The sequence below is a fragment of the Flavobacterium sp. LMO6 genome (assembly GCF_009495795.1).
GTDB lineage: Bacteria > Bacteroidota > Bacteroidia > Flavobacteriales > Flavobacteriaceae > Flavobacterium.
In genome coordinates, this window is record NZ_WIBH01000064.1 from 1 (window position 1) to 555 (window position 555).

The 555-nt window shown below is 35.7% G+C and carries 1 protein-coding gene; it reads right to left on the minus strand.

What is annotated here, in order from left to right; genetic code table 11:
- Nucleotides 1-109 precede the first annotated feature (109 nt).
- On the minus strand, nucleotides 110-555 hold a 446-nt coding region (locus tag GFJ99_RS13695), incomplete at its 5' end, for a hypothetical protein (protein WP_203228802.1).

The following is a 555-nucleotide window of genomic DNA, read 5'->3' on the forward strand; positions in this document are numbered from 1 at the left end:
ACGTTAGCGAGAAAATCCGAAGTGAAATTGAAAACTGATATTTAACGTTGCGTGAAAATTTGCTTTGCGTGACAATCCGAACTTTGCGTATAAACGTTGCGTTGTGTTTTTAAGTTCTGAAAATATTATGCAGCCTACAACAGCGGTTTAAAAATATGGCTAGTTTCGGGAATTTTTGAAATGGCGCAGTTGCTAAATTTAAAGTTTTGTGTATATTTGTGAAGGCTTGGTGTTGGGTTTTCGCCACAATTTTCAAGCCGCGAAACGTTAAATGCAATATATTTTCCGAACTTACACTGAACGCTTCGCTCCTATTTTTCGTTATATAATTTCTAAAAATGTAGCCGAAAAATTTTGCGTGATAAGTGAAATCTGAACCGAACTTTGCCGAAAAACTTTGTGTTGAAAATACGTTGCGTGAAACCAATCTTTGTGCGACAGACCAAGTTTGTGTGACATTGGAAAGCGGAAACCTAATTTTGCTTATAAACGTTGCGTTGTTTTTTAAGTTCCGAAAATATAATACTGCATTTAACAGCGGTTTAAAAATATGGC